Origin of the sequence: Streptomyces aidingensis (assembly GCF_900112355.1) — a bacterium.
GTDB lineage: Bacteria > Actinomycetota > Actinomycetes > Streptomycetales > Streptomycetaceae > Streptomyces > Streptomyces aidingensis.
The window spans coordinates 169,206-192,604 of the sequence record NZ_FOLM01000002.1 but is presented as its reverse complement, the minus strand read 5'-3'; the positions used below and the strand labels follow the sequence as shown (position 1 = coordinate 192,604).

Sequence of the window (23,399 nt, the reverse complement as noted above, 5' to 3'; positions counted from 1 at the left end):
CCGCCGCCCCACGCAGCACCGCACGGTCCCTGCTCGCCTCCGCGAGTCGCCGCCCGACGGAAGGAGCCCGGAATGCCCACCGACACCGGAGCCAAGGCGCTCAGTGCGCTTGGTCTGGCCGGAGGGCCAGGCCGCGCAGGCCCTGCCCTGGCCCGCACCCTCAGCGAGCTGTCGATCACCCCGGACGGTCTCCAGGCCGCCCTGGGCGAGCACGCTCCGGGCCGCGTGCACGTCACCGGCACCCTGGAACGCAGGCTGCTGTTCCTCGAACGCCCCGACGCAGAACGCCCCGATGGGCGGTGGGTGGTGGCGGACCTGTCCGGACAGCCGCACGCCACCCGCTACTGGCCCGGATGGCTCGACGGCCACCTCCGTCTGGCCCGGCCGGAGACGTGGCTGAGCCCGGCCGCCGTGGACGCCTATGCGCTTGCGCGTCTGGCCCGGCCGCGGGTGCTGCTGGCGGCCCTGTACCACCCGGAGTACTTCCCGCTGCCACGGTTCCCGCTGGGCATCAGCGATGTCGCCCGCGCCGCCCGCTCCACGCTGCGGGGCACCGTCGCGCTGGCGGACATGCAGCTCGGTGTCACCCTGGAGGACTTAACCGCCCAGGTGATCAGGGACCGGCCGGACATCCTCGGAGTCTCGGCGACCTTCGGCCAGCACGATCTGCTCACCGCGCTGCTGGACGTGGCCTTCGCGCTCCCCGAGCCGCCGATGGTCGTGGTCGGCGGCTCCCTGACCGCGCGGAACGAACACCTGTTGCTGGAGCGCTACCCAAAGCTGCTGGTCGCCCGTGCGGGCGGGGAGGCCACGATCGAAGGGCTCCTCGCCCACTGGCACGGCGATATCGGACTCGATGACGTCCCGGCGCTGGGCTACATCGGTGCCGCGCGGGGCGGCGCCCTGACGGTCAAGCGGCGCCGCACGGCCAAGCCCGCCTCCCGGGACGCGACGGCCGACATCCTCCCCGAACTGGATCTGCTGCCCGCCACCTTCGAGCACCACGGCGTTGCCCAGCTGGAGACCAGCCGCGGGTGTACGAACTTCTGCTCGTTCTGCCCGCGCGGCCACAAGGGCACCTGGTCCGGCGCCGCCCCGGACCGGCTGCCGTGGATGCTGGCCCAGATGCGGCAGGTCTTCGACCGCTACCCGGGCGTCTCCCGCACCCTGTACCTGGTCGATGAGGAGTTCATCGGCCGTGGCCCGGACGCCGCGAGCCGGGCCCTGGACGTCGCCCGGGTGGTGCACGAGGCGGGGTTCGCCTGGGAATCGAGCTGCCGCGTCGATCAGGTCACCGACCCCGCCCGTGACCTCGGCTGGCATACGGACCGGGCCCGCATGTGGCGGGCTCTGGTGGACCGAGGGCTGCGGCGGATGCTGTTCGGCGTGGAATCCGGCGTGGACTCCATCCTGGCCCGGTTCAACAAGGAGACCACCGGCGAGCAGAACGCGCTGGCCATCCGCACCCTGTCCGCGCTGGGCATCCCCACCCGCTTCACCTACATCACCTTCGACCACCTCATGACCCTGGAAGAGCTGAAGGCCAGCTGCGCCTTCCAGGGCCGCACGGACCTGCTGCTGCGTCCCCTGCCGGGGATGAGCGCGGACGAGATCGTGCACGGGGTCCGCGACGAAGCCTTCGTCGCCGAGCACACCACCGGCCGGCCGCTGCACACCGGCATCTCCTACATGCTGGTGTCGATGGAGTGCCTGATCGGCGCCGCCTACACCCGCAAGGTGGCCGAAGCCGGGCTGGCGGGGGCGCCGCGGCCCTCGATGGGCCGGGTGGACGCGCGGTTCGCGGACTGGCGGATCGGGGTGGCCAGCACCTGGGCCCAGCGGTGGGTGGACCGCAACTTCGCGCTGGACTACACCCTCAAGTCACTGGAGAAGGTCCTGGACGGCACCCCGCGCCAGGCCGTACGCCAGGCCAGGGTGGTCCTCAAGGACGCCGCCTACACCGTGCTGGGCGAGATGATCAGGGCCGTGGAAGACCAGGCGCCCGGACCAGGTACTGGCGGGGAGGCGGCACTGTCGGGGTGGATCGGCACCCTGCTGGAGGCGGAGATCGACCGGCTGCGGCAGCGCATGGACGACACCGTGACTGAGGTGGCGGGTGTGCTCGGGCCTGAGCACGCGCGGATGCTGCGGCGCGAACACGGCCGGTGGACGTCCACGTCGGGGTGGGAGCTGATCAACGCGGCGGACCCCTGTGGCACCTGACCAGGCGGCCCGCCCGGCGGTGGCCCGCCGCGGACGACGTGGCGGGCCACCGGCCGCCTCACGTGCCGGTCTTCTCCGGGATGGGCACCCAGTTGAACTCGGGGCAGAACCGCCGGTAGGTCACCAGCTTCCAGCCCGCGTACTCCTCCAGCCGACCGGAGGCCCGCAGCAGGTGCTTGATCCAGGTGTGGCAGACGCGCTCCTCGTGGTCCATGTTCTCGGCGATCTGGTCGAGCATCCGGCAGGCGACGGTGAAGTCCTCCACGGTCAGGGCGCTCAGATCGACCTCGATGCCCTCCAGGGTGAAGGAGAACACCAGGCGCGTGGTGGAGAACCGGGTGGCGCGCTCGCCGAGGAAACGGGCATGTCCGTCCAGGGCCTTCCGCAGCACCTCGCGCTGGTCCACCGGGTAGCCGATGCCCAGGTCCAGGTCCGAGGTCTCCAGGTTCAGCCGCGTGCCGAAGGAGCCGACATCGCGCGGAGCATGGCCGGTCCACTCCTCAATCAGCGCCGCCGCCTCGGCGCGGACGCGGGTGAGGTGGTCGTCGTGGACGCGCATGGCGTCATAGAACTGCTCGGCCCGCTCGTACTCGGCGGGGGTGAAGTCGCCGCGCTCGGCCCAGCCCTTGGCGGTGACCGCGTCCAGGTTCAGATCGGTGGCAGGTGGTGGTGTCGTCACGGCGCATGACCCTAGCCCCATCCCCACCCACCCCACGGGGCTTTTGGCCAGAAAAGCGATGAAAAGAGGGAAGTGCAATGAACGACACAGAAGGCAGCACGCTGCCCCGCCGCACCCTGACCGCCGGACTGACCGTTCACCCCATCGGGGTCGGCTGCTGGGCGATCGGCGGCCCGGACACCAACCTCGGCCTGCCGATGGGCTGGTCCACCGCCGACGACACGGCCGCCCTGCGCGGTCTGGAGAACGCCTACTCCCTGGGAGCGAATCTCTTCGACACCGCCGACGTCTACGGCCACGGCCACTCCGAACGCCTCATCGGGCACCTGGTGGCCACCGTCCCCCGCGACAGCATTGTGCTCTCCTCCAAGACCGGCTACTTCGCCGGCACCGCCGCCCACGCCTACCTGCCCTCCCACATGCGCCGCCAGCTGGAGACCACCCTGGAGAACCTGCGCACCGACCACCTGGACATCTACTTCCTGCACAACTCCAAGTTCGGACCCGAAGACCGCTACCTCGACGGCGCGAACGAGCAGATGCGGGCCTTCCAGCGCGAAGGGCTGATCCGGGCGGTCGGGATGCGCGGCCCCCACCGCTTCGCCACCGACCGCCTCACCGTCCCCAAGGACCAGCGCGAGGACAAGCACGCCCGCTTCCGCTACCTCTTCGACCAGGTCAAGCCCGAATACCTCGCCGTCCGCCACAACGCACTCACCCCGCCCCCACCGGCCGGGCAGGACATCTTCGCCTTCGCCGCCGACCACGGCGCCTCCGTCCTGATCAACAAGCCCCTCGCCCAGGGCCTGCTCACCGGCAAGTACGTCCCCGGCACGGCGCCTCACTTCGGGCCGGGAGATCACCGGCTGCGCAAGCGCTGGTTCACCGCCGAAGCACTGGCCACCATCCACCAGGGCCTGGCTCCCCTGCGGGAACGCTTCGGCTCCGGCACCGGGGACCTGGTCCGCGTCGCGCTCCAGTACTGTCTCCAGCACGCCGACAACGCCGCCGTCCTGGTCGGCTTCACCACCCCCGAGCAGGCCGCCCAGAACCTGACGTCCGTCGGTACCCCGCTCACAGCGGAAGACCTCGCCTTCGTCCGCGCCACCGCCCAGCGCCTCCAGCAGCGCCTGGACGCCGCCGGTGAGGTCTTCCTCGACGAGAAGGACGCCCCACAGTGACCGCCGACCAGCTCTCCCTCCTCGCCCCGGCCACACCCCGGTACCAGGCATCCACGACCACCGCGCGGCTGCTGGTGTTCAACGTCCAGCACGCATCGCCCGAGCGGGCCCGCCGCCAGGCGGCCTGGCTCGCCGCCCAGGAGTCAGCGGACCTGATGGTCCTCACCGAGGTCGGTACCGGCCCCGGCGGCACCGCGCTGACCACCGCCCTCGCCGGCCACGGATACGCCTCCGTCCTCGCCCCCGAACCGGCCGGCCGCGACTACCGCACCGTGCTCGCCTCCCGCTCCGCCGAGCTGGAACCGCGGCCCAGCGGCATCGCCGTCCTCCCCCACCGCGCCCCGTGTGCGACGGTCCGCATCGGAGATCACCGCCTCACCCTGCTGGGCCTGTATGTGCCCTCCCGAGGCCCCAAGGAACGCCGCAACGAGGACAAGCGCGCCTTCCAGCAAGACGTCTCCACCACCCTGCCCGGCCTCGTTGCCCGCTGCGACGGTCCTCTCCTCGTCGCCGGTGATCTCAACATCGTCGAGCCCGGTCACACCCCCCATCACAGCGTCTTCGGCGACTGGGAGTACGACTTCTACCGCTCCTTCGCCGCCGCCGGCCTCACCGACGCCTACCGCCACCTCCACCCCGACGCCGTCGAGCACTCCTGGTTCGGCCGGTCAAGCAACGGCTACCGCTTCGACCACGCCTTCATCGCCACCACCCACACGGGCCGTCTCCTCTCCTGCCGCTACGACCACGAACCGCGCGAGCAGGGCCTCACCGACCACTCCGCCCTCGTCCTGAAGCTCACCCTCGACGAAGACCACCTCTAGCCTCTTCACACCCCGTGGTGGGTGATCGTAGGAGGCACGGCGAAGTTCAACACGTAGGACTTGGCAGAGAAGTCGTCGTTGGTGTCGAAGTTGTTGTTGCCCAGGGTCACCTCGACCACCGCTCCGGCGTCCTGCACGGCCGGGGGCTGGTAACCGGGGTTGTGCGCCATCGAAATACCTCCACGAAAAGGGGCGTCTCCGGGCCGGTCGGTCCGGCACTTCCAGGCTCGCGGCCACGGCACGCCAGGTCATTGCCGGCGACGGCCGGGTGCATTGCGAGAACCCGCAATGGCACAGCGGCGCCTGTGCCCGGCCGCACTCTCCCCAGCCGGCGCCGGGCTGGCTACGGTAAGCATCCGAGTCGTCACACTCGCGGGGAGATGGCATGGCTGTGGTCACCCGGACTCGCCGCGCGGCGATCCAGCGGGAAGCGGCGCGCATCCGCAGGGACGGCCAGCGGAACGGATATGCCACCCGCCGGATCGCCGCGGCCGTCCGCGCGGCCCTGCCGGAGGTCACCGCCCTGGAGGCATGGCGGCTGGCCCTGGGGTGGTCCCGGGCGGAGGCCATCGCGCAGGTTGCCGCCTGCTACCACGCCGAAGGGCTGGGCCTGCCGGGCATGAACGAGTCGATGCTGTGCCGCTGGGAGCACGACCCCAGGGAGCGCCCCAGCGCGGAGTACGCGGTGATGATCGCCCGCGCGTACGGGGCTTCTCCGGAGGAACTGGGGCTGACGCGCCGACACCTGCTTGCCCTGTCTGCGCCTGCCGCCCTCCGGTACGGTCGCGACGATGACGCCATGCCGCTCACCCGGGGAGAGCCGCCGATGACCACTGCCGCCGGTCTGCCGGCCGTGAAGGAATCTCTGCGTCTGGCGCTGCTGGCCGATCCGGGGGTCGCCGGACCCGCGGTGCCGGAGGCCGCCGCTGCCGCGGCCGAGCACTACGCCCTCAACTACAGCCGCCACCCCCCGCATGTGCTGTTCGGCGGGGTGCGCGCGGCGCGGGAGTTGCTGACCGCCCCGCTCTCCCGCGCCTCGGACCGGCAGGCCATCGAGCTGCACCGCACTGTCGGCCGGCTCTCGGCCCTGATGGGCAATGTGGCCTACCACCTGGCTGACCACTCGGGGGCCCAGGTGCACCTGACCGCGGCCGCCGGCTGCGGTGCCCGGGTCGGCGATGTCCGGCTGGTCGCCTGGACCTGCGGTGCGCGCAGCATGGTCGCCCGCTCCCGCGGTCAGACAGCCGTTGCCGTGGAACTGGCCGAACGCGGCGTGGCCGCGGCCCAGGGCCCGCTGGCCCGCGCGCAGCTCCTGGGGTGGGCCCTGTTGCCGTCCCTGGCCGCCCAGGGCCGTGCCCGGGAGGCCGAGGACGCCCGCCGTCGGGCCGATGAGGCGTTCGCGGCGGCCGAGGAGCAGCCCGGCCGTTTCGGGTACGACGGGGCCGAACACCGGCTGCATGCCGCGGAAGCCTGCATCGCTCTGGGCCGCGTGGACCAGGCCCGGCCGCTGGCGATGGCGTCCGCCGACGCCTGTACGCCGGGGACCCCCGGCTGGGCGGCGGCCACGCTGCTGCTGGCCCGCGTCGAAGCCGCGGCCGGCGAGCCGGCGGACGCCGCCGCCCGCGCCACCGCGGTCCTGGAGAGCGTTCCGGCGGGCCGGCTCCGCTCCACCGCCCGCGCCCGTCTGGCGGCCCTGGACCGATGTCTCCACGATGTCGCCGAGCACCGAGCCGTCCGCGAACTCCGAGACGCGGTACGCGCGCTGCCCGCCTTCATCGATTCCCGGGGACGGGCGTCCGCCGGCGAGAGGTGAGTGCCTCGGTCCGGCTGGACGGCGGCGGGAGGCGGCGGTGTGCCGCCGGGCTCGTCGGCGTGGAGGGTTTCCCGGTGGTCCCGGTGTCCGATGACGCAGCCCGGGCGGCGGCGCCGTCGCCCGGTGGTGGGGTCCGGTCGGTCAGGCGTGGTCGACGAGCTGGGGCTGGCCCATCATCCGGGCGCAGTGGGCGCAGCAGAAGAACTGGCCCTCCTCGGTCTCCAGGCCGTGGCCCAGGATGCGGCAGTTGCAGTGCTCGCAGATGGGGGCCATCCGCTGGGCCGCGCACTCGATGCTGTCGAAGGTGTGCACCGAGCCCGCCGCGTGGATCTCGAAGGACATCCGGTAGTCGTTGCCGCAGACCTCGCACTGGGCCATGGCTGGCTCCCTCCTCGCTGCCGTGGGTGGCTGGTTGCCGGACAGCCGCAAGGATTCCGGGCGGGGGCGGGGCCCCTGGGCGGGGCGCGCGGCCCGCCGCCCCGTCCGGCGCAGCACGCTCACCCGACCGGCGCTGGGCGGTGTCCTGTCGATCTTCGCGGGCCCGCGACGCCGGCTACGGCACCTCGCTGCGTTCCCGAATCGCGCGAGTACGGCCAAGTACGAGCTGCGATCCGGCGCCTTGCGATGCACCGCATCTGACGCCGCGGGCTGATCCACGAAGATCGACAGGACACCGCCTAGACGGCCCGGGGCGGAACGCCCTGCCGTGCCGCCGCGTCCACCGCGGCCACCAGGCGCTCGGCGCCGGGTGTGAAGCCGGTGATCAGCAGGCGGCGTCCGCCGCGCACCCGGATCGTGCAGTGCACGTCCCAGCCCAGGGGCCGGGAGACGAAGTTGGACTGGCCCCGGTCCCGGACACCGCGGATCTGCGACCACGGGATGACCCGGGTCTCGCCGGTGCGGCGGTGGACCAGCCCGCCCTCGCGGAGGTGGAACACCTCGCCGTGCAGCCGCAGGTACTGGCTGCCGCGGGAGATCCCGCCCCACAGGCCGAGCAGTGCCACACCGCCGAGCAGCCCGGCCAGGCGTCCGGAGCCCGTTCCGCCCTGCGCGCCGGCGCTGTCGAAGGTCTCGATCACCACGGGTACGGTCACGGCGGTGGCGGCCAGGCCCACCAGCAGCGCGATCAGCGCCACGGTGCCGCGCCGCCGGTTGTCCGTCTCGTAGCGCCCCACCAGCGCGCCCAGCGCCTTTTCCGCCTCGCCGGCCATCGCCGTGCCCTCCCCGCGTTCCGCCCGGCCCGTCGCCGCGGTGCCAGTGTGGCGGGCGCGGCGGCGGCGGGACAAGGGGGGCCCGGTGTCGTGGCGGCGGCCCGGCCACCCCCCGGTCTGACCGCCGCCACGACGGCAGGGGCCGCCGGCCCGGGCTCAGGGCCCGTAGACGGCGGTGACCGGGGCGTGGTCGGACCAGCGCTCCGCATGGGTGGCGGCCCGTTCCACATAGGCCTTGACGCAGCGTCCGGCCAGTTGCGGGGTGGCGACGTGGTAGTCGATCCGCCAGCCGGTGTCGTTGTCGAAGGCCCGGCCCCGGTAGGACCACCAGGAGTACGGTCCGGCGGTGTCCGGGTGCAGGGCGCGCACCACGTCGGTGTAGCCGCCCTCCTCGCCGAACACCCGGGAGAGCCAGGCGCGTTCCTCCGGCAGGAAGCCGGCGTTCCGCTGGTTGGCCCGCCAGTTCTTCAGATCGGCCGGCTGGTGGGCGATGTTCCAGTCCCCGCAGATCAGCACCTCGCGGCCGTCGTCCGCGGCCCGCTTGCGCAGTCCGGCCAGATAGGGCAGGAAGGCGGCCATGAAGCGTTCCTTCTCGGCCTGGCGCTCGGTGCCCGCCTCGCCGGAGGGCAGATAGAGGCTGGCCACGGTCAGACCGGGCAGGTCGGCCTCCAGATAGCGGCCGGAGTCGTCGAATTCGGGTTCGCCGAAGCCGATCCGCAGCCGTTCGGGCTCGCTGCGGGTGAGCAGCGCCACACCGGCCCGGCCCTTGGCCGCGGCCGGTGCCCAGTAGGCGTGCCAGCCCTCCGGCCGCCGCAGCCCGTCGTCGAGCTGGCCGGGTTCCGCGCGTACTTCCTGGAGGCACACCACATCGGCGCCGGTTCCCGCCAGCCAGCTTCCGAAGCCTTTCCTGGCGGCGGCCCGCAGGCCGTTCACATTTACGGTCGTGACGGTGTGCACAGCGTTCTCCGGTGTGGTTCCAGGCCGGTGTCGCGCCGCAGCATACGCGAAACGAATATTCCCGGGGTCCTCTTCTCGCACTCTCGTACGATGATCGCCATGAAGTTCGTGACCGTGCCCTTCGACCATCCGGATGCGTCCGCGCTCAACGATCTGGTGCAGCGGGAGTACCACGAGCGCTATGGCGACGGGGGCGACCGCACGGTGCTGGAGGCGGGCATGTTCGCGCCCCCGAACGGACTGTTCCTGGTGGTCTACGACGACGCCGGCCGGCCGGTCGGCACGGGCGGCTGGCGGTCCCAGGACTCGGAGGCGGAGGGTTATCAGCGCGGCGACGCCGAGCTGAAGCGGATGTTCGTGATCCGCCAGGCCCGCCGCCAGGGGCTGTCCCGGCGGATTCTGGCCAGGCTGGAGCAGGACGCGCGGGCGGCCGGCCGGCGGCGGATGGTGCTGGAGACCGGTGACCAGCAGCCGGAGGCGATCGCGCTGTACTGCTCCAGCGGCTATCGGCCGGCACCGCGCAAGTTCGGCTACTACCGCTGCCACGAGAGCAGCCGCTGCTTCGCCAAGCCGCTCCTGCCGTGACACGGGAGCGGGTGCCCGCCCCGGTGTTCCCGGGGGCGGGCACCCGCACCGGCGGAGCCCGAGCCCGGAGCCCGAGCCCGGAGCCCGAGCCCGGAGCCCGAGCCCGGAGCCGGAGCCCCGGGCCGCGGCTACGCGTGGGAGCCGGTGGGCTGGGGCAGCGGCGCGCCCGCGGGGGAGCGGTCCGCGGCGGGGCCGCGCCGGGCGGCCCGGCGCCCGCCGAGGAAGAGCAGGGACAGCCCCAGCGTCAGCCAGCAGGCCAGCACCAGCAGCGGGAATCCGCCGCCGCTGCCGTCGAAGAAGGACACCGAGCGCATCAGCATGGCGGAGGCGCCCGGCGGCAGGAACTGCCCGAGCATGCCGACCGGGTCCGGCAGCAGTTCCGGCGCGACATTGGCGCCGGAGAACGGGTTGCCGAAGAAGACCATGGTCAGCGCGGACAGCGCGATACCGCGGGCGCCGAGCACCGACGCCACGCCGCTGCTGGTGGCGGCCACCGCCAGTGCGCCCAGCATGAACACCCCGGCCACCGTCCACCAGTTGCCCTCCAGCACATCGAGCCAGCCGTGCAGCAGGGTGGCGCCGACCATGCCGGTCAGGGCGGTGGCGGTCAGCAGCGCCAGTACCGCCCGGCCGCCGCGCAGCCCCAGCATGGTGGTGACGGAGCCGATGGCGATGCCGGTCAGGGCCAGCGGCAGCACGCTGGCGGCGAAGGCGATGCCGCGCGGATCACGGGGCGGTGCCGGTACCACATCGGTGACGGTCGGCGCGGTGCCCTCGGGGAGCGCTCCGGTGACGGCCTGCCGCATCACCTCGGCCACGGCCGGGCTGCCGGCCGAGGCGAGCAGCAGTTCCGGTTCCGGTCCGGCGACCAGCGCCGCATAGATCTCCCGGTCCTCCAGGGCGGCGACGGCCTCGGCCCGGTCCGCGAAGTGCTCGACGTCGAAGGCGCCGTCCCGTTCCTCCAGCCGCTCGGTCAGCGGGGCGGTGGCCTGGGCCGGGCCGGCCACGCCGATCGGCAGGTCGTTGGGTGCGATCCGGGCGGCCGGCCAGGCGAACGCCCACAGGGCGGTGGCGGCCAGCAGCGGGATCAGGAGCAGCGCGGCGGCCAGCGCGCGGGGCGACGGCGGCCGGCCGGGTCGGCGGGCGGCGGGCTCGGCGGCTTGGTGAGCTGACATGGGGACCTCCAGCGGGCGGCGGTCGGCCGCCGGCGATCTCTGCATCTGCCAACGCAGAGAATGATCGTTCGTTTTTTCTGCTTCCAGCGTGATCCCGGGAGGCTCCTCTTGTCAAGAAGGAATGTTCGTTTTACTGTTCGAGGCATGGCTCGTGTATCCCAGGCGCACCTCGACGCCCGTCGCCAGCAGATCCTCGACGGAGCGGCGGCCTGCTTCTCCCGCAACGGCTTCCACGCCACCTCCATGCAGGACGTGCTGCAGGAGGTCGGCCTCTCCGCGGGTGCGGTCTACCGGTACTTCCGGAGCAAGGACGAGATGATCGCGGCGATCGTCAACGGGGTGCTGGAGACGCTGGGCGCGTCCTTCGCCGAGCGCTCCCGCGACCCGATGCCGCTCCGCCCGGCCGAGACGGTCATGCAGGTGGTGCGCCGGATGTGGGAGATGCTCAACGAGCGCGGGATCACCCCCACCCTGATCATCCAGGTGTGGGCGGAGACCACCCGGAACCCGGAGCTGGCCGCCCGGCTGCGGGAGGGGCTCGGCGTGGTGGTGGACGGCTGGAGCGCCATCGTGCGCAAGTACCAGGAGCTGGGCTGGCTCGATCCGGGCGTCCCGCCGAGCAGTGTGGCCCGCACCATGGTCGCCACCGTGCAGGGCTTCATCCTCCAGCAGCCCATGCTGGGCGAGTCCGGCCGGCTGGACCTGGGCCAGCTCGATGTGCTGGAGGCCGGGCTTCGGGCGCTCACCGGCATGAGCCCGCCCGGGGCGGAGGAGGCGTCCGGGGCCGGCGGGACGGAGCGGTAACGGCGCCGGGGGTGCGGGCGGCGGTCAGCCGTGCCCGTCGGCCGGCGCGCCGGGCCGCGTGCGCTCGTCGAGCTCGGCGCGCAGCCGGCGGTCCACGGCCAGCGAGATCTCCGCGTTCACCACCTGCTTGGCCAGCGGGCGAAGCCGCTCCACCAGCTCGGTCACCTTCTTCACCTCCGCCTCGGACAGCGCGGCGCCCGGCCGTCGCCCCGGGAGCGCGGTGGGCAGCAGATGGGTGCGCAGCAGTCCGGTGAACAGCCCGGCCAGCGCGTCCGCCTGCTCGCGCAGCCGCCGGCCCGCGTCCAGCACGGCGGCCAGCGGCAGACCGGTGCGCACCAGCTCCGAGGACGCCTCCAGCAGGCCGCGGCTGACATGCACCAGCTCCTCGCCGTCCACCGTCAGATAGCCGATGTCCAGCGCGGCGGCCAGATTGCCGGCGCTGACCTCGCCCTCGAAATAGCCGGCCAGTTCCTCGGGGGTGAGCCGGACCGGTTCCTCCTCGGCCCACGGCGGGCGCTCGGCCAGGCCCAGCAGCTCGGCCGTCTCCCCGCGGTCCCGGCCGCCGGAGAAGGCGGCGATCAGCTCGGCCACCCCGCTGAGCGTGTGGCCGCGCTCCAGCAGGGCGGCGATGGTGCGCAGCCGGGCGAGATGCGTGTCGTTGTACCAGGCGATCCGGCCCTCGCGGCGCGGTGGCGGCAGCAGCCTGCGTTCGCGGTAGAAGCGCAGGGTGCGCACGGTGATCCCGGCCGCCTCGGCGAGTTCGGCGGTGCGGTATTCGCGCCCGCCGCCGGTGTCCGCCGGGTGCTCCGCCTCGGCGGCCGGCTCCGGCCCGGACGGCGGCCGGCCGCGGTCACCGTGTGTGTCGCCCTGCTGGTCGCCCATGGCCCGCAGCTTAGGGCAGGGCGTGGCGATGCCGTCGGGGCCGGTGAAGATTGCGGGAATTTTGCGCGGCCGACCCCTACCCGCTGGTAGCAAACTGCTCTACGCTCCCTCGATGCCAGTGATTACTGGCGCAATCATCCAGGGAGGCGGCATGCACGAACGGCAGCACGTCCATGTGGCGGTGATCGGCACCGGGTTCGGCGGGCTGGGTGCCGCCGTGCGGCTGCGCCGCATGGGCATCACCGACTTCGTCCTGCTGGAGCGGGCCGGTGCGGTCGGCGGCACCTGGCGGGACAACACCTACCCCGGCTGCGCCTGCGACGTCCCCTCCCATCTCTACTCCTTCTCCTTCGCGCCCAATCCGCGCTGGCCGCGCAACTTCTCCGGCCAGGAGCACATCCGGGCCTATCTGGAGTGGGTCACCGACACCTTCGGGCTGCGCCCGCACATCCGCTTCGACTCCGAGGTCACCGCGGCCCGCTGGGACAACGACGCACTGCACTGGGTGGTGGACACCGCCACCGGCACCCTCACCGCCGATGTGCTGGTCTCGGCCACCGGCCCGCTGTCCGACGCCCGCGTCCCGGACGTGCCGGGCCTGGAGACCTTCCCCGGCCGGGTCTTCCACTCCGCCCGCTGGGACCACGACCACCCGCTGCGCGGCAAGCGGGTGGCCATGATCGGCACCGGCGCCTCGGCCGTCCAGATCGTGCCCGCCATCGAGCGCGAGGTCACCCGGCTGACCGTGTTCCAGCGCACTCCGCCCTGGGTGCTGCCCCGCGCCGACCGCCGGATCAGCCCGGCCGAGCAGTGGCTGCACAGCAAGGTGCCGCTGACCCGCGCGCTGCGCCGGCAGATGCTGTGGGGAATCAGGGAGCTACAGGTCGGGGCGTTCGCCAAGCATCCGGGGCAGCTCAAGGTGATCGAACGGCTGGCCGTCCGGCATCTGCGCAGGACCGTCCGGGACCCGGAGCTGCGCGCGGCGCTCACCCCGGACTACCGCATCGGCTGCAAGCGCATCCTGCTCTCCAACGACTGGTATCCGGCGCTGGTCAAGCCGCATGTCGAGGTGATCCCGTCCGGGCTGCGCGAGATCCGCGGCACCACCCTGACCGCCGCGGACGGCACCGAGGCCGAGGCGGATGTGATCGTCTTCGGGACCGGCTTCCATGTCACCGACATGCCGATCGCCCGGCGGATCAAGGGCGCCGACGGCACCACCCTGGCCGAGACCTGGCGGGAGAGCGGCATGCAGGCGCTGCGCGGCTCCACCGCGGCCGGCTTCCCCAATCTGCTGTTCGTCATCGGGCCCAACACCGGCCTGGGCAACAGCTCGATGATCCTGATGATCGAGTCCCAGCTCAACTACCTGGCCGATTTCCTCCGCCGGCTCGGCGAGCTGGGCCGGGGCAGCGCGCTGGTGCCCCGGCGGGCGGCGGTGGAGAAGTACAACGCCTGGGTGCAGCGCAGAATGGCCCGCTCGGTGTGGAACACCGGCGGCTGCGTCTCCTGGTATCTGGACGACCAGGGGCGCAACACCACGGTCTGGCCCGGCACCACCGCCGAGTTCCGCCGGATCACCCGTGCCGTGGACGCGGCCGAGTACGAGGTGCTGCGGGCCGGCGACCACGACCGTGACCGTGACCAGAACCGCGACCGCGACCGTGACCGCGAGGGAGCCGCCCGATGAGCCGCACCGCCGTTGCCGTGACCGGCGCCCCGCAGGTGCTGACCGTGGAGTCCACCGGCGGCGCCCGGCTGCACACCGAGATCCTCGGTCCGAAGGACGCGCCGGCCGTGGTGCTGTCGCACGGCTGGACCTGCAACACCGCCTTCTGGGAGCCGGTGGTCCGCAGGCTGGCCGGGGACCACCGGGTGGTCCGCTACGACCAGCGCGGGCACGGGCGCTCCCCGGCCACCCCGGGCGCCTGCTCCACCGAGGCCCTGGCCGACGACCTGTGCGCGGTGCTGGCGGCCACCGTGCCCGCCGCCCGCCGGGCGGTGATCGGCGGCCACTCCATGGGCGGGATGACCATTGTGGCGGCGGCCGGACGCCCGGAGTTCGAGGAGCGGGCCGCGGCGGCCATGCTGTGCAGCACCGGCATGGGCGGGCTGACCACCGAGGCGCGGGTGGCCCCGGTGACGTCCCCGCCGCGCCTGCGCACGCTGATGCAGCGGGCCTTCCTCACCTCCTCGCTGCCGATGGGGCCGGTCACCCCGGTCAGCCGCCGGGTGCTGCACTACGTGACCATGGGGCCCGGTGCCGGGCCGGAACTGCGGGCCGACGTGGCGCGGATGGTGGCGGCCTGCCCGCGCCGGGTGCGCGGCGAATGGGGCCGGGTGCTGGCCGGGCTGTCCCTGATGGACCGGCTGCCCCGGCTGACCGTGCCGGCCGTGGTGGTGCACGGCACCCGGGACCGGCTGACGCCCCGGGTGCACGCCCACCGGATGGCCCGCGCGCTGCCGGACTGCGAGGGGCCGGTCCTGCTGGACGGCCTGGGACACATGACCCCGCTGGAGGACCCGGACCGGATAGCCGGCATTCTGCGCGAACTGGCCCGCCGCCATCTCGCCCCGCCGGACCCCGGCGAGCCGGACGGGACCCAGCACGGGACCCAGCACGGGGAGGTGGGGTGAGATGCGGTTTCGCGGCAGGGCACTGACCGGGCAGGTGGCGGTGGTCACCGGGGCCGCCCGGGGCATCGGCGAACTGCTGGCCCGGCAGCTCTCGGCGCGCGGCGCCCGGGTGGCGCTGGTCGGCCTGGAGCCGGAGCGGCTGCGCGAGGTCTCCGCCGCGCTGCCCGGCGAGTCGGCCTGCTGGGAGGCGGATGTCACGGACGACGCCGCCATGCGCCGGGTGGCCGGCGAGGTGGCCGCGCACTTCGGCGCCGTGGACATCGTGGTGGCCAACGCGGGTGTCGCCGCCGGAGGGCTGTTCGCGGACGTGGAGGACCGGACCTGGCGCCGGGTGATCGAGGTCAATCTGGTCGGCGGGGCCGTCACCTGCCGGGCTTTCCTGCCCGCACTGCTGCGCGGCGGCGGCTACTTCCTCCAGATCGCCTCACTGGCGGCGATCACCCCGGCGCCCATGATGTCCGCCTACTGCGCCTCCAAGGCCGGGGCGGAGGCGTTCGCGCACAGCCTGCGGGCGGAGGTCGGCCACCGGGGCGTACGGGTCGGGGTCGCCTATCTGAGCTGGACCGACACCGACATGGTGCGCGGCGCGGACGAGGACGAGGTGCTGCGCGAGATGCGGCGCACCCTGCCCTGGCCGGCCGGCCGCACCTATCCGGCCGGGCCGGCGGTGGAACGGCTGGTGGCCGGCATCGAGCGGCGTTCCGCCCATGTCTACGGCCAGTGGTGGCTGCGCGGCATGCAGCCGGTGCGGCCGTATCTGCCCGCCCTGATCGGGGTCCTGGGGCAGCGGGAGATGCGGAGGTTCGCGATGCGGCCGGCCGCTGCCGCCGGCCGGCGCCGGGGGCTGGTCGGGGCGGGCGGCGCGGCGGACGAGCAGGCCCGCGGCGGCTGATCCTCCCGCCCGGACCGCCGGCCGCACGCGCCGGGGCGCCTCCCGAGGGGAGGCGCCCCGGCGTCGTGGCCGCCGGCCGCTCAGCGCTCGTCGCGGCGGCGGATGTCGTCCCAGGTGTCCTCGGCGCGGTCCCGCAGACCGCCCTGCTCGCCCTGTTCCTGCTCGCCCTGGCGGCCCCGCCGGGTCTCCCCGGACTCCTCCTGGGCGGAGCGCTCGTCCTTCTGCTTCTGGCGCTCGTTCATCTTCTCCTTGGCCTGGTCCATCATCTCGTTGGCCTTGTCCTTGAACTTGTCGCCCATGCCCATGCTCGTGTCACTCCTCGATGGTTGGTCCGGTGCGGTCCGCCCCCAGCCTGACATGCATGAACGAAGGGTGCATTCCGGACAGGGTGCCCGGGTGAGGCCGGCCCGGGCTCAGCCGCGGGGCGGCAGCGGGGGACGGCGGCGGTCCGGCACGCCGGACAGGTCCGGCGGGGACGCGGCCGGGGAGTCGGCCAGCAGCTCCAGGGCCATGCGGACCGCGGCCTCCAGCACCACATTGCGGCCCTCCGCCCAGTCCAGCGGCGAACGCACGGCCTCCACGTCCGGCTCCACCCCGCGGTTCTCCACCTCCCAGCCGTAGCCCTCGAACCAGGCGGCGTTCATCGGCACGGTGATCACGGTGCCGTCGCCCAGCCGGTGCCGGCCGGTCATGCCGACCACCCCGCCCCAGGTCCGGCAGCCGATCACCGGGCCCAGGCCGAGCAGCTTGAAGGCGGCCGTGATCATGTCGCCGTCCGAGGCGGTGGCCTCGTCGGTGACCGCCACGACCGGGCCGCGCGGCGCGTTCGAGGCATAGCTGACCGGCTGGGCGTTGCGGGTCAGGTCCCAGCCCAGGATGGTGCGGGTCAGCTTCTCCACCACCAGCTCGCTGATGTTGCCGCCCGCGTTGCCGCGCACATCCACGATCAGCGCCTGGCGGGAGAACTCCCGGCGCAGATCGCGGGTGAACTGCGCCCAGCCGGAGCCGCCCATGTCCGGGATGTGCACATAGCCGCAGCGCCCGCCGCCGAGCCGGTGCACCGTCTCCCGGCGCAGCGTCACCCAGTCCTGGTAGCGCAGCGGGCGGTCGTCGATCAGCGGGCTGACCGCTATCCGCCTCGGCCGCGGCGCGGGCTCCTCCGGCGGCGCCGCGTTCGCCGCGTTCGCCGCCGGAAGCGGTTCCACAAAGGTGAGCTCGACGGTGGAGCCGCCGGTGCCGGCCAGCAGCGGCCAGGGGCCGGCCACCGGATCGACCGGACGGCCGTCCACATGGGTCAGCACCGAGCCCTCCGGCAGCCCCATGCCGGCCAGCGGGGAACGGGCCCGCGGATCGGAGGAGTCCCCGGGCAGGACGCGGGCCAGCCGCCAGCTTCCGGACTCCCGGTCGGGCAGGAAGTCGGCGCCCAGCAGCCCCATGGCCCGCTGGTAGTGCGGCGGGCCCTCGTTGCGCCGGGCCGGGACGACATAGGCGTGCGAGGTGCCCAGCTCGCCCAGGGTCTCGCGGAGCAGATCGGCGAACTCGTCGGGGGTGGCCACCCGCTCCACCAGCGGCCGGTACTGGTCCAGCACCGCCTTCCAGTCGACGCCGCACATCTCCGGCTCCCAGAAGTAGGCCCGGATCAGCCGCCCGGCCTCCTCGAAGGACTGCCGCCACTCGGCGGCCGGGTCGGCGTGGTGCACGATCCGCCGCAGATCGATGTGGACGGTGGTCTCGCTGTCCGGGAGTTCGGTGGCCGGTACGGCCCGCAGGTCGCCGGAGTCCGCGATCACCATCCGGGCGGCGTCCCCGCTGAGCGAGAACCAGTCCACATCCCGGGTCAGCTCGGTGGACTTCCCCCGGGGGATGTCGAAGTGGACCAGGGTGGGACCGGGCGAGGTGTCCTCGGGATTGGCGAAGGTCTGGCCCAGCACCCCGGAGATCGGCCAGCGCAGCCAGACCAGCCCGCAGCCGCTGACCGGCCGCAGCCCGGAGTATTTGGAGGCGGGTACCGGGAAGGGCGTCACCCGGCTGCCCAGGCCGTCGGCCTCCACCAGCACCGAGCCGTCGCCGGGCGGGGCCTCGGCCGGGTCCAGCCCGCCGGCGGCCGGCCGGCCCTCCGGGGTGTGGGCGAACGGCGAGGGGGTGGCCGAGGAGAGCGGCACCAGATAGGGGCGGCAGCCCATGGGGAAGGACAGGTCGCCGGTGTGCACGTCGTAGACCGGGTCGAAGCCGCGCCAGGAGAGAAAGGCCAGATAGCGGCCGTCCTGGGTGAAGCAGGGTTCCTCGTCCTCGAAGCGGCCGTCGGTGACGTCCAGGATGGTGGCCTCGTCGCCGTTCAGCCGGGCGATCTTGATCTGGGTGAGGGAGCGGCCTGTGCCGGGATGGGCCCAGGCCAGCCACTGTCCGTCGGGGGAGAAGGCCACATCCCGCACCGGCCCGTTCAGGGACCGGATCACCTCCGTGATCCCGGCCCCGGCGCCGGCGGCTTCGCCGGGGGTGTCCGGGTCGGGCACCGGGACCAGCAGCAGCCGGCCGTCCTCGCCGGCCACCGCCACCGTCTCGCCGTCCGGCGCGGCGGCCAGCTCCAGCACCCGGCCCAGCCGGCCGGCCGCCGCCCGCACCGGGTCCCGGCCGCCGCCCGCCCGGGGCAGATAGGAGACCTCGATGGCGTCCTCGCCCGCCGCGTCCGTCACATAGGCGACCCGGCCGGTGCCGCCCAGCATCACCGGCAGCCGCACCCGCACGCCGGCGGTGGCGGTGATGACCCGGGACGGGCCGTCCCGGTGGGTCAGCCAGTACAGGGCGCCGCGCACGCACACCGCGCTGGCCCGGCCGGTGGTGTCCACGGCCACGCCGTCCACGTTCGAGGCCACCGGCACCTGGTAGGGGCGCCGCCCGGAGCGCGCCCCGCCCAGTGTGATGCCCAGCCGGCGCGGCACCCCGCCCGGGGCGAGGTCCTCCACCAGCCACAGCTCGCCCGCGCACTGGTAGACCACCCGCCGCCCGTCGGTGGCGGCATGCCGGGCGTAGAAGGCGTCGTGGTCGGTGTGGCGGCGCAGATCCCCGCCGTCCGGCGCGCAGGAGTAGAGGTTGGCGACCCCCTCGTGGTCGGAGAGGAAGGCGATCCGGCCGGCCACGAACATCGGGCAGTCCAGATGGCCCTCCAGATCCGGCAGCAGCCGCTCGCCGTGCAGCCAGAGCCTGCCCATGGCCCCGCCGCGGTACCGCTTCCAGGAGGCGGGCTCGTGCGGCGCCTTGTGGCTGAGCAGCAGGGTGCGCCGGCCGCCGCCGTTGCCGGTGACCGCGATGTCGGCGACCGGGCCCCAGGGCAGCTTCTCGCCCGGGGCGCCGTCCACCGGAACGGCATGGGCCCAGGTGCGGTGGGAGAACGGCTGGGTGTGCGAGCTGACCGCCAGCACCCGGCGGTGGTCCGCCCAGCCGCGCACCCGGGTGTCGGTGGAGACCCAGTGGCTGAGCTGCCGGGCGGGGCCGCCCCCGGCCGGGACGAGATGGATCTCCGGGTCCAGGGTGCGCCAGCTCGTGAAGGCGATCCGGGTGCCGTCGGGGGAGAAGCGGGGGGTGGCGCACCGGGTGCGGTCCACCGTCAGCCGCCAGGCGCGTCCGCCGCCGTCGCGGGCGCCCGGCCCGGGCAGCGGCGCCAGCCAGAGATCGTCCTCGGCGACGAAGCAGAGCCGATCGCCGTGCAGATGCGGGAACCGCAGATAGCCGCGGTCGTCCGTAGCCGACTCGCTCACACCTCCCATGCTTCGGCCCCCGGGCGCTTCCGGCAAGTCCGCCCCGCCTGCCCCGTGGACGGGTGAGGCGCCGAGGGCGCGGAATCGCTGCGGAGCCGGTTCCCGGGCTTGGAGGTGACGTGTGTCACAAAGGGCAGGTCACGCTCATCCCCCCGCCGGGGCGGCGCGTCTTCCTGCACGAACTCACTGAATTCTCTATCGCTTCCTTGCGAGATCTGCAGCTTTCCGGAGTGGGGGTATCTCCGTCGTGGCAACTTTCCTGTACAAACTCGGCCGGTTCTGTTTCCGGCGCCGATGGTGGGTGGCACTGACCTGGCTGGTCCTGCTGTTCGCCGTCGGTTTTGCCGCCTCCACCCAGAGCGGCGAGGTCGAGCAGGACTTCGCGCTCCCGGGGACGGAGTCGCAGGAGGCCTTCGATCTCATGGAGGAGGCGTTCCCGGGCTCCAACTCGGAGGCCATCTCCTCCCGCGTGGTGTTCCAGGCGCCCGAGGGTGAGCGCGTGGACTCCCCCGAGAACCAGGCCGTCGTCCAGGAGGTCCTCGCCGACCTCGCGGACGCCGAGAAGGTGGTCGGGGTCTCCGACCCGTTCGAGGCCCAGGGCGTCAGCGAGGACGGCACCACCGCCTACGCCACCGTGGACTACGACGCCACCTGGGCGGACATCACCGCCGAGATGCGTGACGAACTGTTCGGCGCCATGGACATCGGCCGGGACGCCGGTCTGGCCGTGGAGGCCGGCGGTGAGGTCGCCTACGGCGAGGCCGACTTCGGCCATGGCGAGATCATCGGTATCGCGGTGGCCGCCATCGTGCTCTTCATCACCTTCGGCTCGCTGGTGGCGGCCGGTCTGCCGCTGATCACCGCGCTGATGGGCGTGGCGCTGGGCATGTCCGGCATCGCCGCGCTGGCGGTCACCCTGGGCCTGGACGAGACCACCGGCATCCTGGCCATGATGATCGGCCTGGCGGTCGGCATCGACTACGCCCTGTTCATCGCCTCCCGCTACCGCTCGGAGCTGGTCGCCGGGCACAGCCGTGAGGAGGCCGTCGGACGGGCGGCCGGCACCGCCGGCTCCGCGGTGGTCTTCGCCGGCCTCACCGTGATCATCGCGCTGGCGGGTCTGTCCATCGTCAACATCCCGCCGCTGACCAAGATGGGTCTGGCCGCCGCGGCCACCGTGGTGATCGCGGTGCTGGTGGCGCTCACCCTGGTGCCGGCCGCGCTCGGCATCGCGGGCAAGCGGATCTTCGGCCGCAAGGCGCGCCGGGCCAACCCGGAGACCGGGGTCCCGGCCACCCTGCCCACCACCTTCGGCAAGCAGGGCGGCCCCAACCGCGGCTCCCGCTGGGCCGCCGCCATCCTGCGCCGCCCGGTGACCGTGCTGGTCGTGGCGGTGGCCGGGGCCGTGGCTCTGGCGCTGCCGGTGTCCGCGCTCCAGCTCGGGCTGCCGGACGACGGCATGCAGGCCGAGGACACCACCATGCGCAAGGCCTACGACATGCTGTCGGAGGGCTTCGGTCCCGGCTTCAACGGCCCGCTGATGCTGGTGCTGGACGGCCGGGAGGCGGCCGACCCGCAGGCCGCGGCCGACCTGGTCTCGGAGCGGCTGGACACCTTCGACGGGGTGACCGCGGCCGGCCAGGCCCAGTTCAACGAGGCCGGCGAGGTCGCCACCCTGGTCGTCTTCCCGGACTCCGCACCCGCCGACGAGGGCACCACCGCCCTGGTGGAGGACCTGCGCGGCGAGCTGGCCCCGGGTGTGCAGGACGAGACCGGCATGGAGGTGCTGGTGTCCGGCCAGACGGCCGCCAACAGCGACTTCTCCACCGTGCTGTCGGACGCCCTGGTGCCCTACCTGGCCATCGTGGTGGGACTGGCGTTCGTGCTGCTGGTGCTGGTGTTCCGCTCCCTGCTGGTGCCGCTGAAGGCCGCCCTGGGCTTCCTGCTCTCGGTGCTGGCCGCGCTCGGCACCGTGGTGGCGGTCTTCCAGTGGGGCTGGGCCGCCTCGCTGATCGGCGTCCCGGAGACCGGCCCGATCATGAGCATGATGCCCATCTTTATGATCGGTGTGATCTTCGGTCTGGCCATGGACTACGAGGTCTTCCTGGTCACCCGGATGCGCGAGGCCCATGTGCACGGCGAGGACTCGCACCAGTCGGTGGTCTCCGGCTTCAACCTCAACGCCCGGGTGGTCACGGCCGCCGCGATCATCATGATCAGCGTGTTCTCCGGCTTCATCAGCGCCGGTGACGCGATGGTCAAGATGATCGGCTTCGGCCTGGCGATGGCGATCCTGATCGACGCCTTCCTGGTCCGGATGACCATCGTGCCGGCCGTGATGGGCCTGCTGGGCGAGCGCGCCTGGTGGCTGCCGCGCTGGCTGGACCGGGTGCTGCCCGATGTGGACGTGGAGGGCGCCACCCTGGAGCGCTATCTGGAGGCCAACGGCAAGGGCCGCTCCGAACTGCAGAAGGAGCGGGAGCCGGTGGCCGTGGGCTGAGCCGGGACCCGGTCAGGGACCCCCGTCCGGGAGCCCGGCCGCGCCCCTCGCGGGGGCGCGGCCGGGCTCCGGCGTGCGCGGGGCGTACGGCGGGGTGTGCGTTTTCGCATGGTGAGCGCTCTTGCAAATCCTTCGCAACAAGGTCTTATCATCTGATCGTCAGAGCACAGCCCTGCCGCGCTTCGCGCGAGAGACGAGACCGCAGATGCACGTCCCCGATGGTTTCTTCGATGCCCCGGTTTCCGTGGCCGGCGCGGCGATCGCCGCGACCGCGGTGGCCGTCTCCCTGCGCGGCGCCCGGCGCGAGCTGGCCGACCGGACGGCCGGCGGTGCGCCCGGCGGCGGAGCGGAACGCGTGGCGCCGCTGGCCGGCCTGGTGGCCGCCTTCGTCTTCGCCGTGCAGATGCTCAACTTCCCGGTGGGCGCGGGCACCAGCGGCCATCTGATGGGCGGGGCGCTGGCCGCGATACTCATCGGCCCGTACACCGGCATCCTGGTGCTCTCCGTGGTGCTGACCGTGCAGGCGCTGCTCTTCGCGGACGGCGGACTGTCCGCGCTGGGCATCAACATCACGCTGCTGGGTGTGGTGGCGGTGGTGGTCGCCTGGGGCGTCTTCCGGCTGCTGCTGCGGGTGCTGCCCGAGCGGCGGGGAACCGTCACCGCCGCCTCCTTCACCGCGGCCTTCGTCTCGGTACCCGCGGCGGCGGTGGTCTTCACCCTGCTCTACGCCGTCGGCGGCACCGCCGAGGTGCCGATCGGCACGGTGCTCGGCGCCATGGTCGGGGTGCACACGGCGATCGGGGTCGGCGAGGGCGTGATCACCGCGCTGACCGTGGGCTCCGTGCTGGCCGCCCGGCCCGACCTGGTGCACGGCATGCGCCGGGCGCGGCCGGTGCGGCGGCCCGCGCGCGTGGTGTGGATCGGCGGCCTGGCCGCCACCCTGATCTGCGCCGCCGTGGTCAGCGGCTTCGCCTCCTCGTCCCCGGACGGCCTGGAGACGGTGGCCGGCGACCACGGCCTGGACGAGGAGGAGCGCGAGCACCCGCTGGCCGGTTCCTGGCTGGAGGACTACGGGGTGGTCGACATCGACAACGAGCGGCTCTCGGTCGGCCTGGCCGGTGTCATCGGCGTGGGCGTCACCCTGACCGCCGCCTCGGCCGGCTTCGTCGCCCTGCGCCGCAACGCCCGCGAACGGTCCGGGGACCGCTCCGGCCGGTCCCCGCTCCCCGCCGACGCCTGATCCGGAAGGCCCCGCCATGCCCCCCGCCCCCGCCCCCGCCC

Annotated in this window: 20 protein-coding genes; 11 read left to right on the top strand and 9 right to left on the bottom strand. The window is 73.4% G+C overall.

Going from position 1 to position 23,399, the window contains the following annotated elements; all coding sequences use genetic code 11:
* The first annotated feature begins 72 nt into the window (after positions 1 to 72).
* The gene (locus tag BM242_RS05400) at positions 73 to 2,223 is read left to right on the top strand and encodes a B12-binding domain-containing radical SAM protein (RefSeq protein WP_093837499.1); all 2,151 of its coding nucleotides are present in this window, start codon (positions 73 to 75) and stop codon (positions 2,221 to 2,223) included.
* Positions 2,224 to 2,281: 58 nt separating this feature from the next.
* Here BM242_RS05400 and BM242_RS05395 read toward each other — a convergent pair whose 3' ends face one another.
* Positions 2,282 to 2,902: a nucleotidyltransferase family protein gene (locus BM242_RS05395; protein ID WP_175541277.1), complete on the bottom strand. Its 621-nt coding sequence runs from the start codon at positions 2,900 to 2,902 to the stop codon at positions 2,282 to 2,284.
* A 77-nt stretch (positions 2,903 to 2,979) separates the two neighbouring features.
* Between BM242_RS05395 and BM242_RS05390 the strand changes: the two genes are divergently transcribed.
* On the top strand, positions 2,980 to 4,083 hold the full coding sequence (locus BM242_RS05390; RefSeq protein ID WP_093837498.1) for an aldo/keto reductase: 1,104 nt from the start codon (positions 2,980 to 2,982) through the stop codon (positions 4,081 to 4,083).
* Entirely contained in the window at positions 4,080 to 4,907 is an 828-nt protein-coding gene (locus tag BM242_RS05385; RefSeq protein WP_093837497.1) for an endonuclease/exonuclease/phosphatase family protein, read from the top strand. The genes BM242_RS05390 and BM242_RS05385 overlap by 4 nt, the downstream gene beginning before the upstream one ends.
* A gap of 5 nt (positions 4,908 to 4,912) precedes the next feature.
* Here BM242_RS05385 and BM242_RS28400 read toward each other — a convergent pair whose 3' ends face one another.
* Positions 4,913 to 5,077 (bottom strand): lasso RiPP family leader peptide-containing protein, encoded by a 165-nt coding sequence (locus BM242_RS28400; protein WP_107365086.1) that lies wholly within the window; start codon positions 5,075 to 5,077, stop codon positions 4,913 to 4,915.
* Positions 5,078 to 5,292: 215 nt separating this feature from the next.
* Here BM242_RS28400 and BM242_RS05380 point away from each other — a divergent pair, with 215 nt between their 5' ends.
* A complete protein-coding gene (locus BM242_RS05380) occupies positions 5,293 to 6,720 on the top strand; it encodes a helix-turn-helix domain-containing protein (protein WP_245833848.1) in 1,428 nt (475 codons plus the stop codon).
* A 141-nt stretch (positions 6,721 to 6,861) separates the two neighbouring features.
* Here the strand turns inward: BM242_RS05380 and BM242_RS05375 are convergent, their stop codons facing one another.
* The 3 genes from BM242_RS05375 to BM242_RS05365 form a co-directional block, all read right to left on the bottom strand.
* Positions 6,862 to 7,098 carry a hypothetical protein gene (locus BM242_RS05375; RefSeq protein WP_093837496.1) on the bottom strand — a complete coding sequence of 79 codons (237 nt, stop codon included), beginning with the start codon at positions 7,096 to 7,098 and terminating at the stop codon, positions 6,862 to 6,864.
* A 299-nt stretch (positions 7,099 to 7,397) separates the two neighbouring features.
* On the bottom strand, positions 7,398 to 7,931 hold the full coding sequence (locus BM242_RS05370) for a hypothetical protein (RefSeq protein WP_093837495.1): 534 nt from the start codon (positions 7,929 to 7,931) through the stop codon (positions 7,398 to 7,400).
* A gap of 156 nt (positions 7,932 to 8,087) precedes the next feature.
* The gene (locus BM242_RS05365) at positions 8,088 to 8,888 is read right to left on the bottom strand and encodes an exodeoxyribonuclease III (protein ID WP_093837494.1); all 801 of its coding nucleotides are present in this window, start codon (positions 8,886 to 8,888) and stop codon (positions 8,088 to 8,090) included.
* Between the two features lie 99 nt (positions 8,889 to 8,987).
* Here BM242_RS05365 and BM242_RS05360 point away from each other — a divergent pair, with 99 nt between their 5' ends.
* Entirely contained in the window at positions 8,988 to 9,473 is a 486-nt protein-coding gene (locus BM242_RS05360) for a GNAT family N-acetyltransferase (RefSeq protein WP_093837826.1), read from the top strand.
* 128 nt (positions 9,474 to 9,601) lie between these two features.
* On the opposite strand, the gene BM242_RS05355 is transcribed toward BM242_RS05360, so the two are convergent.
* A complete protein-coding gene (locus BM242_RS05355; protein ID WP_245833847.1) occupies positions 9,602 to 10,648 on the bottom strand; it encodes an ABC transporter permease in 1,047 nt (348 codons plus the stop codon).
* A 144-nt stretch (positions 10,649 to 10,792) separates the two neighbouring features.
* On the opposite strand from BM242_RS05355, the gene BM242_RS05350 reads away from it, so the two are divergent.
* Complete coding sequence (locus BM242_RS05350) at positions 10,793 to 11,452, top strand: TetR/AcrR family transcriptional regulator (RefSeq protein WP_093837493.1); 660 nt, start codon at positions 10,793 to 10,795, stop codon at positions 11,450 to 11,452.
* A 24-nt stretch (positions 11,453 to 11,476) separates the two neighbouring features.
* Here BM242_RS05350 and BM242_RS05345 read toward each other — a convergent pair whose 3' ends face one another.
* Positions 11,477 to 12,334 carry a MerR family transcriptional regulator gene (locus BM242_RS05345; protein WP_093837492.1) on the bottom strand — a complete coding sequence of 286 codons (858 nt, stop codon included), beginning with the start codon at positions 12,332 to 12,334 and terminating at the stop codon, positions 11,477 to 11,479.
* Positions 12,335 to 12,485: 151 nt separating this feature from the next.
* Between BM242_RS05345 and BM242_RS05340 the strand changes: the two genes are divergently transcribed.
* The 3 genes from BM242_RS05340 to BM242_RS05330 are packed head-to-tail and all read left to right on the top strand — an operon-like array spanning position 12,486 to position 15,863.
* Positions 12,486 to 14,024: a flavin-containing monooxygenase gene (locus BM242_RS05340; protein ID WP_093837491.1), complete on the top strand. Its 1,539-nt coding sequence runs from the start codon at positions 12,486 to 12,488 to the stop codon at positions 14,022 to 14,024.
* Complete coding sequence (locus tag BM242_RS05335) at positions 14,021 to 14,971, top strand: alpha/beta fold hydrolase (RefSeq protein WP_093837490.1); 951 nt, start codon at positions 14,021 to 14,023, stop codon at positions 14,969 to 14,971. The genes BM242_RS05340 and BM242_RS05335 overlap by 4 nt, the downstream gene beginning before the upstream one ends.
* Position 14,972: 1 nt before the next feature.
* Positions 14,973 to 15,863 (top strand): SDR family oxidoreductase, encoded by an 891-nt coding sequence (locus BM242_RS05330; protein WP_093837489.1) that lies wholly within the window; start codon positions 14,973 to 14,975, stop codon positions 15,861 to 15,863.
* A gap of 80 nt (positions 15,864 to 15,943) precedes the next feature.
* On the opposite strand, the gene BM242_RS05325 is transcribed toward BM242_RS05330, so the two are convergent.
* Together BM242_RS05325 and BM242_RS05320 are read right to left on the bottom strand one after the other, a co-directional pair.
* Positions 15,944 to 16,168 (bottom strand): hypothetical protein, encoded by a 225-nt coding sequence (locus tag BM242_RS05325; protein ID WP_093837488.1) that lies wholly within the window; start codon positions 16,166 to 16,168, stop codon positions 15,944 to 15,946.
* A 108-nt stretch (positions 16,169 to 16,276) separates the two neighbouring features.
* Positions 16,277 to 19,627 carry a S41 family peptidase gene (locus BM242_RS05320; protein ID WP_093837487.1) on the bottom strand — a complete coding sequence of 1,117 codons (3,351 nt, stop codon included), beginning with the start codon at positions 19,625 to 19,627 and terminating at the stop codon, positions 16,277 to 16,279.
* A 238-nt stretch (positions 19,628 to 19,865) separates the two neighbouring features.
* Here BM242_RS05320 and BM242_RS05315 point away from each other — a divergent pair, with 238 nt between their 5' ends.
* Positions 19,866 to 22,118, top strand: a complete 2,253-nt coding sequence (locus BM242_RS05315) for an MMPL family transporter (protein WP_093837486.1) — start codon at positions 19,866 to 19,868, stop codon at positions 22,116 to 22,118.
* A 205-nt stretch (positions 22,119 to 22,323) separates the two neighbouring features.
* Complete coding sequence (locus tag BM242_RS05310; RefSeq protein ID WP_093837485.1) at positions 22,324 to 23,358, top strand: energy-coupling factor ABC transporter permease; 1,035 nt, start codon at positions 22,324 to 22,326, stop codon at positions 23,356 to 23,358.
* Positions 23,359 to 23,399: the final 41 nt, after the last annotated feature.

Excerpts from the sequence above, each read along its gene's own strand:
- BM242_RS05390 (WP_093837498.1), top strand. The coding sequence starts at position 2,980 with ATGAACGACACAGAAGGCAGCACGCTGCCCCGCCGCACCCTGACCGCC.
- BM242_RS05355 (WP_245833847.1), bottom strand. The coding sequence starts at position 10,648 with ATGTCAGCTCACCAAGCCGCCGAGCCCGCCGCCCGCCGACCCGGCCGG.
- BM242_RS28400 (WP_107365086.1), bottom strand. The coding sequence starts at position 5,077 with ATGGCGCACAACCCCGGTTACCAGCCCCCGGCCGTGCAGGACGCCGGA.
- BM242_RS05360 (WP_093837826.1), top strand. The coding sequence starts at position 8,988 with ATGAAGTTCGTGACCGTGCCCTTCGACCATCCGGATGCGTCCGCGCTC.
- BM242_RS05380 (WP_245833848.1), top strand. The coding sequence starts at position 5,293 with ATGGCTGTGGTCACCCGGACTCGCCGCGCGGCGATCCAGCGGGAAGCG.
- BM242_RS05320 (WP_093837487.1), bottom strand. The coding sequence starts at position 19,627 with ATGGGAGGTGTGAGCGAGTCGGCTACGGACGACCGCGGCTATCTGCGG.
- BM242_RS05400 (WP_093837499.1), top strand. The coding sequence starts at position 73 with ATGCCCACCGACACCGGAGCCAAGGCGCTCAGTGCGCTTGGTCTGGCC.
- BM242_RS05350 (WP_093837493.1), top strand. The coding sequence starts at position 10,793 with ATGGCTCGTGTATCCCAGGCGCACCTCGACGCCCGTCGCCAGCAGATC.
- BM242_RS05370 (WP_093837495.1), bottom strand. The coding sequence starts at position 7,931 with ATGGCCGGCGAGGCGGAAAAGGCGCTGGGCGCGCTGGTGGGGCGCTAC.
- BM242_RS05310 (WP_093837485.1), top strand. The coding sequence starts at position 22,324 with ATGCACGTCCCCGATGGTTTCTTCGATGCCCCGGTTTCCGTGGCCGGC.
- BM242_RS05375 (WP_093837496.1), bottom strand. The coding sequence starts at position 7,098 with ATGGCCCAGTGCGAGGTCTGCGGCAACGACTACCGGATGTCCTTCGAG.
- BM242_RS05345 (WP_093837492.1), bottom strand. The coding sequence starts at position 12,334 with ATGGGCGACCAGCAGGGCGACACACACGGTGACCGCGGCCGGCCGCCG.
- BM242_RS05330 (WP_093837489.1), top strand. The coding sequence starts at position 14,973 with ATGCGGTTTCGCGGCAGGGCACTGACCGGGCAGGTGGCGGTGGTCACC.
- BM242_RS05325 (WP_093837488.1), bottom strand. The coding sequence starts at position 16,168 with ATGGGCATGGGCGACAAGTTCAAGGACAAGGCCAACGAGATGATGGAC.
- BM242_RS05340 (WP_093837491.1), top strand. The coding sequence starts at position 12,486 with ATGCACGAACGGCAGCACGTCCATGTGGCGGTGATCGGCACCGGGTTC.
- BM242_RS05335 (WP_093837490.1), top strand. The coding sequence starts at position 14,021 with ATGAGCCGCACCGCCGTTGCCGTGACCGGCGCCCCGCAGGTGCTGACC.